Source organism: Bacillus sp. ISL-41 (genome assembly GCF_018613235.1).
GTDB lineage: Bacteria > Bacillota > Bacilli > Bacillales > Cytobacillaceae > Mesobacillus.
In genome coordinates, this window is sequence record NZ_JAGGQP010000024.1 from 1 (window position 1) to 14,158 (window position 14,158).

Here is a 14,158-nt window from a genome sequence, read left to right on the forward strand (position 1 = left end):
GGACACCCTATGTTAATTTTGCTTATGTGAGGCTTATCTTTCCACTGGTTTTGCATCGGGAATTTCAGCATATGGGTCTTGTTTATTAATGTGATCGTAAAACATAATGCCATTTAAATGATCGATTTCATGCTGGAATACAATCGCTTGCAGGCCTTTTAGGCGAAGTTTTACTTCATTTCCTTCAAGGTCTATTCCTTTTACGGTTATCCTGGCATATCTCGGCACATATCCAGGGATCGACTCATCAACTGACAGGCATCCTTCACCGGCTGCGAGGTAGGAACGTTCCACAGAATGGCTGATGATTTTTGGGTTGAATAGAGCGTGGCTAAGTAAATTATCTTTTTCATCTGTTACATGAACAGCAATCATTCTTTTCGATACATTTATTTGCGGTGCGGCAAGACCGATTCCGGGACGGAGTCCATGTTTTTGGGCAACTTCAGGGTCCTGGCTGTTTTTAACATATTCAATCAGGCTTTCAAGCACTGCCTTATCTTCCTGTGAAGGAGGCATAGGAACCTCTTCCGCGACTTTTCGGAGCACGGGATGTCCATCACGGACGATATCATCCATCGTCAACATTAACTTCACCTCTAGTATGTAATAATGTTAAGTCTAACAAATGAACAGTAAAAAGTTAACTAGAAATGTTAAAAGAGAGAGGGACTTGCCCTCCCTCTTCATTCCTTTAAAACTTCCAGCAGGCGCAGCCAACAATGATCAGAAGGATGAATAATACGACAATCAAAGCGAATCCATTGCCATATCCTGCTCCTGCAACAGGATAACCACATCCATATCCATAACCGTACATCAGGTGACCTCCTCAATTGTGTTTTTCGCCCGTTAATCGGTCGATTGCTATAGCCTATGCATAAGAAAATTTAAGGTATAGGCTTAAGCCTAGAGCATAAACAGTCAGAGGTATGTATATATATAGGGTAAGGACAAGCATACGCCACTTCCAGTCTGGACAATTCATCGCGCGAATTTTCATATCTATTGTCAAATCTCGCCGCAATCGCTATAGTAAAATTGGTATTAATGAGGAGGTTATTATTTTGTCCATAATCAAAAAAATAAGTTTAGCTATTATTATGATGGCTGGAGTTTTCAGTCTAGCTGGGTGTCTGGACAAGCAATCACCAGAGGAAAAGATGTTTGAAGCACTTGAGAAGGTTGTTTCAATTGAAAAGGGATTTGAGGACCAGCAGGACCCACTTGTTGAGTTGGAAAAGAAGGAAAAAGAAATTTATGAGAAGATCATTTCATTAGGAATGAAGGAATACGACCAGATCGTGAAGCTGGCAGATGAGGCGCTGGCTTTAGCTGACAAACGCTCAGAGCATATTGAGAAAGAAAAAGAAAGTATAGATGAGTCCGAAAAAGAGTTCGGGAATGTAGATGAAATCATCGAGGAAATTGATGACGCAAACCTAAAGAAGCAGGCAACTGAACTGCAGGCGACTATGAAAGAAAGATATGAAACCCACGATAAGCTGTACGAGAATTATAAAAAAGGCCTTCAATATGACAAAGAGCTTTATGAAATGCTTAAAGATAAGGAATTAAGCTTTGAAAAACTCGAAGAACAAATCAATAAAGTGAATGAAGTATATGAAATTGTCTTGAATAACAATCAGGAATTCAATGAAAAGACTGATCAGTATAATCAAGAGAAGATGGATTTTTACAAAAATGCTGGAATAGAAGTTAGTTCGGATAAAGAAAAATAATGTGTGAGAAGTGAGCCGCTTTGAGATTAAGCGGCTTTTTTTGTTGCTTCGAAGAAAGTCCATGATCGGAAGTGGCAGGGTACATATCCATGCAAAATGGCGATTTAAGCCTTTTAAATACCATTTGACAGCACTAATACAGTCTGAATTAAAAGTAATTTATTATAGTACAGTAATCAATAAAAAGTAATACAGTTGCTTTTCTGAGATAATAACATAGAGATAGTGAATAAAATTAAAAAAGATGAAACATAGTATTTGACGGACTTATTTTCGTGATGTAAACTAAAAAACGAATGAGCGGATTGTATTACTATATTTTTCATTTCCACTGATACAGTATTTCTGGCGCAATAATGGAGAAATAAAAGTTTTTTTATAGTGGATCTGTGGAAAACTATAGAATGGTGTGTTCATATGGTGTTCCAGGTATGAGTTGTTTAAAAAACTTTCTTGAAACATTCTAAACGGCCAATAAAAACAATTCAGCTCTGACAGGTATTTAGAAACCCGGGGAAGTTTATCCTGATATTGGGTAACCTATTTTTGTATATTCAATTTAAAATTCATGAAGTATGAAAGGAAGAGGTGGCTCTGATGGCATCTAAAACAAAAAACAACACTGTTGATGCAATGAAGCAGCTCGAAAAGATTGAAAGCCAATTTGAGATGTTCCAGATTTTGAATGAAGAGGGCGAAGTCGTAAATGAAGCGGCTATGCCTGAGCTTTCTGATGAGCAATTACAAGAATTAATGAAGCGTATGGTTTATACAAGGATTCTGGACCAGCGTTCAATTTCATTGAACCGCCAGGGACGCCTAGGATTCTATGCTCCCACAGCAGGACAGGAAGCTTCTCAGCTTGCATCTCAATTCGCACTTGAGAAAGAAGATTTCATTCTTCCGGGATACCGTGATGTTCCGCAAATGATCTGGCATGGACTTCCGCTAACGCAAGCTTTCTTATTCTCACGCGGACACTTCAAGGGTAATCAAATTCCTGAAGGTGTAAATGTTATTTCACCACAAATCATCATTGGTGCACAATATATCCAGGCTGCAGGTGTAGCACTTGGAATGAAGAAACGCGGAACAAAAGCAGTTGCTGTTACTTACACAGGTGATGGCGGTTCTTCTCAAGGTGATTTCTACGAAGGTATCAACTTTGCAGGTGCATACAAAGCGCCGGCAATCTTCTTTGTTCAGAACAACCGTTTCGCGATTTCAACTCCAGTTGAAAAGCAGACTGCTGCAGAAACAATCGCTCAGAAAGCTGTTGCCGCAGGGATCCCTGGTATCCAGGTTGACGGAATGGACCCGCTAGCAGTTTATGCTGTAACTCTTGAAGCACGTAAGCGCGCAGTTAACGGAGAAGGTCCTACATTGATCGAAACAATGACATACCGTTATGGTCCTCATACAATGGCTGGTGATGACCCAACTCGTTACCGTACAGCAGATCTGGACAATGAGTGGGAAAAGAAAGATCCATTAGTTCGTTTCCGTAAGTTCCTGGAGAAGAAAAACCTGTGGACTGAAGACATGGAGAACGAAACAATCGAACAAGCAAAAGAAGAAATCAAAAACGCTATCAAAGAAGCGGATGATACACCTAAGCAAAAAGTAACTGACCTTATGGAAATCATGTATGAAGAAATGCCAGACCACTTAAAAGAGCAATATGAAATATATAAAGAGAAGGAGTCGAAGTAAGCCATGGCTCAAATGACAATGATTCAAGCAATTACAGACGCTCTTCGCGTTGAAATGAAGAACGATCCAAACGTACTAGTATTCGGGGAAGACGTTGGCGTAAACGGCGGTGTATTCCGTGCTACTGAAGGCCTGCAAAATGAATTTGGTGAAGACCGTGTATTTGATACACCGCTTGCAGAATCCGGTATCGGCGGATTGGCAATTGGTCTTGCGCTGCAAGGCTACCGTCCAGTTCCTGAAATCCAATTCTTCGGCTTTGTCTTCGAAGTTATGGATTCGATTGCAGGGCAAATGGCTCGTATGCGTTACCGTTCAGGCGGCCGCTACAGCTCACCGGTTACTATCCGCTCGCCATTCGGGGGAGGCGTACATACTCCAGAGATGCACGCTGACAGCCTTGAAGGAATGGTCGCACAGCAGCCTGGCCTGAAAGTCGTTATTCCTTCAACTCCTTATGACGCAAAAGGATTGTTGATTTCTTCAATCCGCGATAATGATCCAGTCATTTTCTTAGAGCACATGAAGCTTTACCGCTCTTTCCGTCAGGAAGTTCCTGAGGAAGAATACACAATCCCTCTTGGAAAAGCAGATGTTAAGCGTGAAGGAAAAGACCTGTCCATTATCACTTATGGCGCTATGGTCCATGAATCATTAAAGGCAGCAGAAGAACTTGAAAAAGAAGGATACTCTGTAGAAGTAATCGACTTAAGAACTGTAATGCCTTTCGATATTGAAACAATCATCGCCTCTGTTGAAAAAACAGGAAGAGCGATTGTCGTGCAGGAAGCTCAAAAACAAGCTGGTATGGCTGGACAAATTGTTGCAGAAATCAACGATCGTGCAATCCTTAGTCTAGAGGCGCCAGTATTGCGTGTAACAGCTCCAGATACAGTTTTCGCATTCTCTCAAGCAGAATCTGTATGGCTGCCTAACTACAAAGATGTAATTGCAACAGCTAAAAAAGTACTTACATTCTAATTAAACGCTCAAATTAATAAGGTTGAAAAACTTAGGAGGGTGAATTCCATTGGCATTCCAATTTAAGCTGCCAGACATCGGCGAAGGTATTCACGAAGGTGAAATAGTCAAGTGGTTCGTAAAGCCTGGCGATAAAGTTCAGGAAGACGATGTACTTTGCGAAGTGCAGAATGACAAAGCAGTAGTAGAAATTCCTTCACCTGTAGCTGGTACAGTCGAAGAAGTTTTAGTAGAAGAAGGAACAGTAGCAACAGTAGGACAGGTTCTTGTAACCTTCGACGCACCTGGTTACGAGCACCTAAAATTCAAAGGTGAAGAAGAAGATGCACCTGCTGAACAGCCTAAACAGGAAAAGACAGAAGCTCAGGTTCAATCTACTTTAGAATCCGGACAAAAAATTGAAAAAGAAGCAGCAGATGCTCCTGCTCCTTCAGGCCAGACTGGTGCTGGTGCAGCAGCTGCACCACAAGCAGAGGTTGACCCTAACCGCCGCATCGTCGCTATGCCATCTGTCCGTAAATATGCACGTGAAAAAGGTGTTGATATTCGTCAGGTTGCTGGTTCAGGAAAGAATGGCCGCATCGTGAAGGATGATATCGACAGCTTCCTAAGCGGAGGCGCTCCTGCAGCAGCTGCACCACAAGCAGACCAAGCACAGGCAGCAAAAGCTGATGAGGCACCTAAAGCTGCAGCGGCTCAGGCTATTCCAGAAGGGCAATACCCTGAGACACGCGAAAAGATGAGCGGAATCAGAAAAGCGATCGCTAAGGCAATGGTTAATTCCAAGCATACAGCTCCACACGTTACATTAATGGACGAAGTGGATGTAGCAAAGCTCGTTGCGCATCGCAAGAAGTTCAAAGAAGTGGCTGCAGAAAAAGGAATCAAGCTTACATTCCTTCCTTATGTGGTAAAAGCATTAACAAGTGCATTGCGTGAATACCCAGCATTGAACACATCATTAGATGATGCGACAAGCGAAATCGTTCACAAGCACTATTACAATATCGGTATTGCTGCAGACACAGATAAAGGCTTGCTTGTACCAGTTGTAAAGGACGCTGACCGCAAATCCGTATTCTCAATTTCTAATGAAATCAATGAGTTAGCTGGTAAAGCTCGTGACGGTAAACTTGCACCAGATGAAATGAAAGGTGCTTCTTGCACAATCACGAATATCGGTTCTGCTGGCGGACAATGGTTCACTCCAGTCATCAACCATCCGGAAGTAGCGATTCTTGGTATCGGACGAATTGCGGAGAAGCCAGTAGTTAAAGATGGTGAGATTGTTGCTGCTCCTGTACTGGCGCTTTCCTTAAGCTTCGATCATCGAATGATTGACGGCGCTACTGCACAGCACGCATTGAATCACATCAAGCGCCTGTTGAACGATCCAGAACTATTGTTAATGGAGGGGTAATAAATGGTAGTAGGAGATTTTCCAATCGAAACTGATACTCTTGTCATTGGTGCCGGACCTGGCGGATATGTGGCAGCGATTCGCGCTGCCCAGCTAGGCCAAAAAGTAACAATCGTAGAAAAAGCAACTCTTGGCGGAGTGTGCCTGAACGTCGGATGTATTCCTTCAAAAGCGTTAATTTCTGCAGGCCACAGATATGAAAATGCTAAGCATTCTGAAGACATGGGGATCAAAGCTGAAAACGTCACGCTTGATTTCTCAAAAGTTCAGGAATTTAAGGCTGGAGTAGTTAAAAAACTTACAGGCGGCGTAGAAGGTCTTTTGAAAGGTAACAAAATCGATATCGTAAGCGGAGAAGCGTATTTTGTCGATTCCAATACGATTCGTGTTATGGATGAAAATTCAGCACAAACATATACTTTCAAAAATGCAATCATTGCGACTGGATCGCGTCCTATCGAAATCCCAGCTTTCAAGTACACCAAGCGTGTCCTTGATTCAACAGGTGCACTTAACCTCCAGGAGCTTCCAAAGAGCATTGTTGTTATTGGCGGAGGGTACATTGGTACTGAGCTTGGCGGAGCATACGCAAGCTTTGGCACTAAGGTAACGATTCTTGAAGGTGCGGACGAAATTCTTAATGGATTCGAAAAGCAGATGTCAGCACTAGTAAAACGCAACCTTAAAAAGAAGGGTGCAGAGATCATTACTAAGGCACTTGCAAAAGGTGTCGACGAGACTGACTCTGGCGTAACAGTTAAGTATGAAGCAAACGGTGAAGAAAAGAGCATCGAAGCAGACTATGTGTTTGTCATGGTAGGAAGAAAGCCTAACACGGACGAACTAGGCCTTGAGCAGGTAGGCATCGAGATGTCTGATCGCGGCGTTATTAAAATCGACAAACAGTGCCGTACAAGTGTAAGCAACATCTATGCGATCGGTGACATTGTCGAAGGGCCGCCACTAGCCCATAAAGCTTCTTACGAAGGTAAAATTGCTGCTGAAGCAATCGCAGGACATCCTTCAGAAATCGACTACCTGGCTATTCCAGCAGTTGTCTTCTCTGATCCGGAATTAGCATCAGTAGGCTACTCTGAAAAGGAAGCTAAAGATGCAGGCATTGATATTACAGCATCTAAGTTCCCATTCGCTGCAAATGGCCGTGCACTATCACTTAACCAGACAGACGGCTTCTTGAAGCTGATCACACGTAAAGAAGATGACATTGTCATCGGTGCGCAAATTGCTGGTCCGAATGCTTCTGACATGATCGCAGAGCTAGGTCTTGCAATCGAAGCTGGCATGACTGCTGAAGACCTTGCAATGACAATCCACGCTCACCCAACTCTCGGTGAGATTACGATGGAAGCTGCAGAAGTAGCACTTGGTAACCCGATTCATATCGTTAAGTAACATAAAAAAGTCCTTTCCATCAGGAAAGGACTTTTTTTATTCATTATTCAAAACTGCTGATAAGGGTTCGATGATCTGATCCTTTGTTACATTGCCATTCACATTGGCAAGGACCTGGTCCTGATGGACAATCAGGATGGCAGGAAACTGTTTTACCTTAAAAAGGTCATAGTATTTATTGGCATTGGCAGCAGAAATGACAACAATATCATCAAATGCAGAAGGGTATTCTTTCTTTAATTCTATAATAGCATCATAATAGGATGCTTCCTGTTTATAATTCTCATCATCAGAAAAGAAAACGACTTGTTTAATATCTCCATTGAGCTCCAATTCATCTGAATCGTTGACTGGGTTGCAAGAAGCCGTGAGAAATAGGAACGTAGCGACAAAAACAAAAGACAAACTTTTCATTTATCTTTGCCTCACTTTTTTTCGGAATGTTGTTTCACCATATGTAACTGTTTGTCCATATTCTATCATAGCAATTTCCAAAAGAATGGAATGTTATTGATTTGTTACATAATTGAAAAATATCCTAACCATCAGGACATATACTAGTAAAAAGATCTAAATGTTTAACCTGACGTGACTTGGGAATAAGATAATTTAGACATGGTGGTGGAGGATTTGAAAGTGTATGCAGTTATGCTGCTTCAATTCATTATCTGGAGTGGATATACCTTAATAGAATGGCTATCCAAACACGATCATCCGATTTATAATGGTATTATGTTCTTGGTATTTTTCTATTTAGCCATAATAATAGGCAATCATATCATGAAATCCACAAGAAAAACCTTTTTTATAACGGTCTTGAGCCTGGCTATTTATGGGTCGATCCATATGACAATGTCTTTTATTTCATGAAGTACTGAGCGTGTAAAAAATTGTAATCCATCAGCTTTGTCAGCAAAGATATACCACCGGGAGGGAAAAGTTTTGATAAAAACAGTAGTATCTGCGATTGCTGCTTCGTTGATTTTAGCCGGATGCGGGGCTTCAGAAGAAGCGCAGAAACCAACAAGCACCAGTGAAGAGCAACAAGAACAAGTCATAAATGATGAAAAAGCCACAGAGGAAATGCCGGAAACAGAAGCTGCAGAACCAGCAGAGAACCCAGCAGAAGATGAAAGTAAGAGCGAAGAAGTAGTACAGGCATCACCACAATATAGGATGAAAAGCGATTTTTCTATCCAAAATATCGATAATCCTGATGAAAAAATTGTTTTATTGACAATTGACGACGCTCCAGACAAAAATGCTCTTGAAATGGCCAAAACTTTAAAAGAATTAAATGTAAGAGCCATCTTTTTTGTAAATGGCCACTTCCTTGATACTCCCGAAGAAGGAGAAGTACTCAAGCAAATTCATCAAATGGGCTTTCCAATAGGGAACCATACATATAATCACAAATCGTTAAGGGAATTATCCGAGGAGCAACAAAGGAAAGAAATTGTAGATCTTAATGACAGGGTCGAGGAATTGATTGGTGAAAGGCCGGAATTCTTCAGGGCTCCATTTGGAATGAATACTGACTACAGCAAGCAGCTGGCCGCAGATGAGAAAATGCTGCTAATGAATTGGACCTATGGTTATGATTGGGAAAAGGATTATCAATCAAAGGAAGCTCTTGCGGATATTATGGTGAATACGCCTTTACTCCGGAATGGAGCGAATTTGCTGATGCATGACAGGCAGTGGACAAGCGAAGCACTGGAGGATATCGTAAAAGGCCTGCAAGAAAAAGGATATAAAATCGTCGATCCCGAACTTATCGAAACTCCTGCAAATAAAGAAACGGCTGCCCAGTAGCAGCCGTTTTTGATGTTTTAAAAAGCAATTAGTGCGAACTTTTAGAGTTCCGTTTGGTGCGGAACCAGGAAAGTGTTTTTAAAGCGAAAATGTCTTTATTTGCGTGGGTAGAAGTACATAATCCTTCCATTGAATAAATGGAGCTCGCCCTGCAATTTTTTACCCAGGAACTTACTGAATTCATTTGCTTTTCCTTTGTCCCCAGCTGTCGCTGTAGGAGGAAGTGTAATTTGTATGTATGATTGTTCGCGTTCTGTCCCGTCTTCGTCGACAACTGTTTCTTTATCAACGCCGATTAGTATGGCATTATAGCGGTCTTGGGATGAATGCAGATAAAACCATGTGCCTTTTCCATCCTCTTTTTCCTTCAGATCATAAGGAAATGCTGAATTTTCATAATTCCAATCAACCTGGTCACCTGTTTTAGCAGTAATTTCCTTATAGTAATTAAATAAATCCTTTAGTTCTTCAGTGGAAATGGCTTGCTGAGATGATGATGGTACAAGTTTAATATAAGCATTACTAGACATCGTCCAATCCCCTTTTCCTATCTATTCTTCACCATTTTATCACTCCTGAAAAAGCATTGACAATAGAATAAAAGCTTTTTAACTTCTTATGCACTTGCCTTTTTGGCAAAAATAAATTATAATAATATTCTAAATATTTAATTAAAAAGGAGGAGGCATATGGAACTATTCGAAAAGCTTTATGATGAGCATGAAAAGGTTCACGTCAGGTTTGTGGGGTTTACTACTAATGACACTCGTTATGACTTTGGGATTGTCTCTACCAACATGTTTTTCGGAAAACCTCTGGTAGTCTGCATGCAGACGGGGCGTTCAGCACTCCTCGACCCTAAGGACATTGAAGACGTAGAATATTTGCAGAAAGCATTCCATATTACAGAAGTCCGGCAGGCTGAGGACCTTGCATTATTTTTCAATGAAGAATTGCCGACAGCCCCGTTCCAGACTCAATACGAATAAGCGGGAGACGAGAGCAGGCCAAAAAGGCCTGTTTTTAGTTTGTTAGGAAATTATAAAATTATTTAGTTGTGGAGAACTAGATGTATTATTCTTAATCCAGCTCCAGCGCCTAGCCCCTCGAGACGCTTCGCTCCGCCCAATGAAGTCAAAGAGCGCCTTCAACGGGCGGCCCTCCAGCGCTTGTCGGGCCTGAACGAGGCGCTTGGCTTTTTGTTCTTTGTTGAAATTCCATGATGACAAGTTACCGCATGGGCAACAACAATTTAACTTTTGAGTAAATAGTGTCATACTAATTGTTTGTAAAACATATATAATGGGTACAAATAATGAAAATAACATTATAAAAATTAAAAGTGTTATACAATTTAGGCTTGAAATCTTAATAGTGTTATATTATTATATAATTAGAAATTGATGAAGCGCTTTCAAAATTCAAAACGAAAAGGAGATTGAAAAGATGGGCACAATCGTTTGTCAAACCTGCAATGCTACAATTGACCATTTCGAAGATGAGAAAGTAACGGTATTATATTCAAAAAAATGCAACTGCTGCGACCATGAAGGTGCAGAGGAAAGATAAGAATAGATAAAAGGGCATGCAAAGCTGCATGCCCTCTTTTTTTACAAGATAAGAAAGTGTAAATTTTCACTTCGGAAATTGTCTAGCTTCAGCGCCTAGCCCTCGAGTCGCTTCGGTCCGCCCGATGAAGTCAAAGAACGACTTCACTGTACGGCCTTCCGGCGCTTGTCGGGCTGAACAAGGCGCTTGCGCTTTTCTTATCTAATTGCTTTGTGTTCCTTGATCACTCTGAAGGATTTAAGTTCATCATCTTCTGGACCTTGTACAGGGAGGCCGGCCTCCATATTGGTCTTGATATATACAAGGTTTTCTTCTGTGATGATCTCTCCTGGAATGAAAATTGGAATCCCTGGTGGATACACCATTACGAATTCTGCTATTATCCGTCCCTCTGATTCCTCAACAGGCACAACTTCGGTATCGGCGTAGAACGCATCCCGAGGTGTCAACGCTAGTAACGGGATATCCGGAAGCATAACTTCTGCATGCACCTTTTCCGCAAGGTGGTGGAATTCTTTAGAAAGTTCACGTAATGCTTTCACAAGAATTTCAGCTTCTTTTTGTGTGTCTCCAGGTGTGATGATGCAAAGGATATTGTACAAATCTGAAAGTTCCACTTCGATATTGTATTTCTCGCGAAGCCATTTTTCGACCTCGTATCCAGTAATATTGAGGTCTTTTATGCTGATGAGTACTTTTGTCGGGTCAAAATCAAAGGTTGCATTCGTGCCAAGAAGGTCCTCTCCAGGGCAGTAAAGATGCTCAATTTCGTTTACCTGACCGCGAATCCATTGCGCCAGCTTGATCGTCCTGTCGATGATGTCCCTTCCCTCAATGGCAAGTCTTCTTCTCGCAGTATCCAGTGATGCGAGCAAGAGGTAAGAAGTAGAGGTAGTTGTCAGCATACTGATAATTGATTGAACACGCTTAGACGATACCAAGCCTTCTTTTACATTCAGAATCGAGCTTTGCGTCATTGATCCGCCAAGCTTATGAACGCTTGTTGCAGCCATGTCAGCTCCTGCCTGCATGGCTGAAAGCGGAAGATCTTCATGGAAGTGGATATGGACCCCATGGGCTTCATCCACCAGAACTGGAACATCGTAAGAATGAGCAATTTCAACGATTTTTTTCAAGTCAGCTGCAAAGCCGAAATACGTTGGGTTGATTACAAGAAGACCTTTTGCATCTGGATGCTGTTCCAGCGCCCTCTCGACTGAGTCAGTTGAGATCCCATGAGAAATTCCAAGCTTCTTATCAATCTCTGGATGGATGAAAATCGGAATTGCTCCGGAAAAAACAATAGCCGACATAATCGATTTATGAACGTTCCGTGGAACGATAATCTTGTCTCCAGGTCCGCAGACAGTCATGATCATGGTCATGATCGCCCCGCTTGTCCCTTGTACTGAAAAGAAAGTATGATCAGCGCCGAATGCTTCAGCGGCGAGTTCCTGAGCCTGCTTGATGATGCCTTTAGGCGAATGCAAGTCATCAAGGGGGCCGATGTTGATTAAATCAATGGACAGTGCATTATCACCAATGAACTCTCTGAACTCAGGGTCAATTCCGCTCCCTTTTTTATGGCCGGGAATATGAAACTGGATCGGATTTTTTCCTGCGTGCGTTAATAGGCTTGTAAACAACGGTGTTTCTTTTTGTGACAATTGACGATCACACCTCTTTAATGTATTGGATTTCCTTGTTTATAAGTTATGATTAGCTTTTGAAAAAATAAAACACATGCATTATAGCACTAATCAAGGTGTTTGCAAAGAAATTCAAAATATAAAGAAAAACTGCGATCCAGCATAAAGAAAACAGGAAATATGGCTCCTATAATAGAAGTATTAAAGAAACGGCATTTGGAGGAGAGGGAATATGAACTGGAATACAGATGTAACAAACCTTTTAGGGATCCAATACCCGATTGTCCAGGGAGGTCTTGCGTATCTGGCTTATTCAGAATTGGCCGCAGCTGTATCGAATGCAGGAGGACTGGGTCAAATAACAGCAATGTCACTCCCTGATCCTGAGGCATTAAGACAAGAAATACATAAAGTGAGAATGCTGACTGACAAGCCATTTGGAGTTAATTTTGCCATCGGGCAGCATGGAAGGCCGTTTTCTCATTTTCTTGCAATTGCTATAGAAGAAAATGTTCCTGTTATTTCGATGACAGGGGGAAACCCTGCACCGATTTTTGAACAGTTAAAAGGGGCTGACATTAAAAAACTCGTCCTTGTAGCAGCGAAAAGGCAGGCTCAGAAAGCGGAGGAGCTGGGTGCAGATGCAGTGATGGTTGTCGGCCAGGAAGGCGGCGGACATTTAGGGAAGAGTGACATAGGAACGATGGTGCTTATTCCATCAGTAGTAGATGCAGTGAGCATACCTGTTATCGCTTCAGGTGGAATTGGTGATGGAAGAGGCCTTATGGCAGCGTTGAGCCTGGGAGCACATGGGATAGAAATGGGTACACGCTTCATCGCTACCAAAGAATGCGTCCATGCAAACGAGCTGTACAAGCAGAAGCTTGTTGAAGGCACCGAAAATGATACCGCAGTAATAAAAAGGACGCTCGGGATGCCAGCAAGGGCGATTGCCAGCCCATTGACGGAAAAAATCCTCAAAATAGAGAAACAAGGCGGAGGTTATGAAGAATTAAAAGAGTTGATCAGCGGAAGTGCAAACCGTAAGTATATATATGAAGGTGATGATGAAAATGGCTTTGGCTGGGCTGGCCAGGTGATGGGATTGATTAAAGACTCTCCATCAGTGTCGGACCTTTTCGACAGAATCATCAAAGAAGCTGAAGAAATAAGAACTATATGGAGTAAGTGAGGTCCGATTTTCTTGCGATCCACTACAAATACCTGTACAATCGATAAACATACAAAGGATGCCCAGGAGCAGCCGGGGCATAGCACAAAAAGCAGGTGAAAGAATGGAATACCAATATCCAATAGATTACACATGGTCTACAGATGAAATTGTCGATGTTATTCATTTTTATGGATGCATTGAAAAGGCTTATGAAAAAGGAATTGAACGAGACTCTTTACTTAAAGCATACCGTCGTTTTAAAGAAATCGTCCCTGGAAAGGCCCAGGAAAAAACACTATTCAATGAATTTGAAGAAGTGAGTGGCTGCGTACCATACCAGGCAGTAAAAGCAATTAAAGAAACCGGGTCAGGTGAAAAGATAAAAGTAGTTCAGAAAAGGAAAAAATAAGAATCAGATAAGAATGGAGAAAGAGCCCATGCAAAATGGGCTCTTTCTTTTGTCCAGCTCCTGCTCCTATTTCCCGAGACGCTTGTCTAGCTGCGGCTCCTAACTCCTCGAGACGCTTGTCTAGTGTTGCCTCCTAGAAACTCCGAAACTTCAACTCCGCCGGCAGAAGCAAAAAGCGCTTCTTTGTCGGAGTCTCCAGTTTCTGCGTTTCTGGACAGTCGGCTATACTTTTCGATTTCGGTCCTGCCAATGAAGTCAAAGAACGACTTCACC

General features: G+C 41.9%; 16 protein-coding genes. 10 read left to right on the forward strand and 6 right to left on the reverse strand.

Features of this window, described 5'->3' with window-relative positions; translation table 11 throughout:
• Positions 1 to 33: 33 nt before the first annotated feature.
• Positions 34 to 588, reverse strand: coding sequence for a peptide deformylase (def, locus tag J7I80_RS12005; RefSeq protein WP_214738608.1), 555 nt, complete (start codon positions 586 to 588; stop codon positions 34 to 36).
• A 106-nt stretch (positions 589 to 694) separates the two neighbouring features.
• Positions 695 to 820 (reverse strand): YjcZ family sporulation protein, encoded by a 126-nt coding sequence (locus tag J7I80_RS12010; RefSeq protein ID WP_167831891.1) that lies wholly within the window; start codon positions 818 to 820, stop codon positions 695 to 697.
• 247 nt (positions 821 to 1,067) lie between these two features.
• Between J7I80_RS12010 and J7I80_RS12015 the strand changes: the two genes are divergently transcribed.
• From J7I80_RS12015 to lpdA, 5 genes are all read left to right on the forward strand, one after another.
• Positions 1,068 to 1,742 (forward strand): YkyA family protein, encoded by a 675-nt coding sequence (locus J7I80_RS12015; RefSeq protein ID WP_214738610.1) that lies wholly within the window; start codon positions 1,068 to 1,070, stop codon positions 1,740 to 1,742.
• Between the two features lie 597 nt (positions 1,743 to 2,339).
• Positions 2,340 to 3,455, forward strand: a complete 1,116-nt coding sequence (gene pdhA, locus J7I80_RS12020) for a pyruvate dehydrogenase (acetyl-transferring) E1 component subunit alpha (protein WP_214738612.1) — start codon at positions 2,340 to 2,342, stop codon at positions 3,453 to 3,455.
• 3 nt (positions 3,456 to 3,458) lie between these two features.
• On the forward strand, positions 3,459 to 4,436 hold the full coding sequence (locus J7I80_RS12025) for an alpha-ketoacid dehydrogenase subunit beta (RefSeq protein WP_041965621.1): 978 nt from the start codon (positions 3,459 to 3,461) through the stop codon (positions 4,434 to 4,436).
• Between the two features lie 49 nt (positions 4,437 to 4,485).
• On the forward strand, positions 4,486 to 5,856 hold the full coding sequence (locus J7I80_RS12030; RefSeq protein ID WP_214738614.1) for a dihydrolipoamide acetyltransferase family protein: 1,371 nt from the start codon (positions 4,486 to 4,488) through the stop codon (positions 5,854 to 5,856).
• Positions 5,857 to 5,859: 3 nt separating this feature from the next.
• Positions 5,860 to 7,269 carry a dihydrolipoyl dehydrogenase gene (lpdA, locus tag J7I80_RS12035; RefSeq protein WP_214738615.1) on the forward strand — a complete coding sequence of 470 codons (1,410 nt, stop codon included), beginning with the start codon at positions 5,860 to 5,862 and terminating at the stop codon, positions 7,267 to 7,269.
• 36 nt (positions 7,270 to 7,305) lie between these two features.
• Here lpdA and J7I80_RS12040 read toward each other — a convergent pair whose 3' ends face one another.
• Positions 7,306 to 7,683, reverse strand: coding sequence for a small peptidoglycan-associated lipoprotein (locus J7I80_RS12040; RefSeq protein WP_214738616.1), 378 nt, complete (start codon positions 7,681 to 7,683; stop codon positions 7,306 to 7,308).
• A gap of 531 nt (positions 7,684 to 8,214) precedes the next feature.
• Between J7I80_RS12040 and J7I80_RS12045 the strand changes: the two genes are divergently transcribed.
• Positions 8,215 to 9,084 (forward strand): polysaccharide deacetylase family protein, encoded by an 870-nt coding sequence (locus J7I80_RS12045; protein WP_483297700.1) that lies wholly within the window; start codon positions 8,215 to 8,217, stop codon positions 9,082 to 9,084.
• Positions 9,085 to 9,179: 95 nt separating this feature from the next.
• On the opposite strand, the gene J7I80_RS12050 is transcribed toward J7I80_RS12045, so the two are convergent.
• Positions 9,180 to 9,614: a DUF1885 family protein gene (locus J7I80_RS12050; protein ID WP_214738617.1), complete on the reverse strand. Its 435-nt coding sequence runs from the start codon at positions 9,612 to 9,614 to the stop codon at positions 9,180 to 9,182.
• Positions 9,615 to 9,773: 159 nt separating this feature from the next.
• Between J7I80_RS12050 and J7I80_RS12055 the strand changes: the two genes are divergently transcribed.
• Complete coding sequence (locus tag J7I80_RS12055; RefSeq protein WP_214738618.1) at positions 9,774 to 10,073, forward strand: DUF3055 domain-containing protein; 300 nt, start codon at positions 9,774 to 9,776, stop codon at positions 10,071 to 10,073.
• A gap of 457 nt (positions 10,074 to 10,530) precedes the next feature.
• Positions 10,531 to 10,653 carry a GapA-binding peptide SR1P gene (locus J7I80_RS12060; protein WP_023615067.1) on the forward strand — a complete coding sequence of 41 codons (123 nt, stop codon included), beginning with the start codon at positions 10,531 to 10,533 and terminating at the stop codon, positions 10,651 to 10,653.
• 197 nt (positions 10,654 to 10,850) lie between these two features.
• Here J7I80_RS12060 and J7I80_RS12065 read toward each other — a convergent pair whose 3' ends face one another.
• A complete protein-coding gene (locus J7I80_RS12065; RefSeq protein ID WP_214738619.1) occupies positions 10,851 to 12,320 on the reverse strand; it encodes an aminotransferase class I/II-fold pyridoxal phosphate-dependent enzyme in 1,470 nt (489 codons plus the stop codon).
• A 214-nt stretch (positions 12,321 to 12,534) separates the two neighbouring features.
• On the opposite strand from J7I80_RS12065, the gene J7I80_RS12070 reads away from it, so the two are divergent.
• Both J7I80_RS12070 and J7I80_RS12075 read left to right on the forward strand, forming a co-directional pair.
• Positions 12,535 to 13,494, forward strand: coding sequence for an NAD(P)H-dependent flavin oxidoreductase (locus J7I80_RS12070; protein ID WP_214738620.1), 960 nt, complete (start codon positions 12,535 to 12,537; stop codon positions 13,492 to 13,494).
• A 103-nt stretch (positions 13,495 to 13,597) separates the two neighbouring features.
• Positions 13,598 to 13,885 (forward strand): UPF0223 family protein, encoded by a 288-nt coding sequence (locus J7I80_RS12075; RefSeq protein ID WP_214738621.1) that lies wholly within the window; start codon positions 13,598 to 13,600, stop codon positions 13,883 to 13,885.
• An 86-nt stretch (positions 13,886 to 13,971) separates the two neighbouring features.
• On the opposite strand, the gene J7I80_RS12080 is transcribed toward J7I80_RS12075, so the two are convergent.
• A partial coding sequence (locus J7I80_RS12080; protein WP_214738622.1) for a hypothetical protein occupies positions 13,972 to 14,158 on the reverse strand: 187 nt, incomplete at its 5' end.